The organism is Sunxiuqinia sp. A32 (genome assembly GCF_052690465.1).
Window position 1 is genome coordinate 1 of record NZ_JBQYLI010000048.1, and the last position, 659, is coordinate 659.

1 protein-coding gene is annotated in these 659 nt (G+C 43.9%); it reads right to left on the reverse strand.

Features of this window, described 5'->3' with window-relative positions:
* Positions 1–659: hypothetical protein (locus tag ACUNWD_RS20775; RefSeq protein WP_445589790.1), on the reverse strand; the 659-nt coding region annotated here is incomplete at both ends.

Genomic DNA, 659 nt, shown 5'->3' on the forward strand with positions numbered 1-659 from the left:
AACTGTTTATAAGCTTTTTTCCTGTTTTCTGTTTGCAGGTAACACAGTCCAATGTACCATTCTGCCTGCTCTACAAATAGGTTGTCCTTGTTTTTAACAACTGTTTTGTAGGATTCGATAGCCTGGTTGAATTTGCCTGTTTCCTGTAATGCTACTCCTGAGTAGAAGTTACCAACCGGGTTGTTGCTGTCTTGCTCAAGTACTTCGCTGAACAGGTTCAGTGCGCTTTCGTAGTCCTGATCATTAAACTTGTGCAAAGCCTTTGTTAGCTTGGTATCCAGGGTGGCATCTCCTGAACGGAAGATCCCTGTTGCCTGGTATGCTTCGTAATACTGACTGTATAATTCAGTTTCGTTGGCAGCTTTATGGCTGCGACTGATGATTCCTGCAATACTTAAGATCAACATTAGTGAGGCTGCAATCGTTGCTATGGCAACCCGTGAAGCCGGCATGGCTGCAAATGAGCGCTCTTTACGTTTTTCTTTAACTACATCTTTGCTGATGGAATCCAGCCTGGCTCGAAGGCCCATAATATCGTTTTCCTGTGCGGCAGAGTCTATGTCTTTGTAAAGCTCCAGTTCAGCTGCCAAATCAGGGTTGTTTGTTAATTCTGTTTCGAAAGATGCCAGTTCTTCTTCAGAAAGCTCGTCGTTCAGATA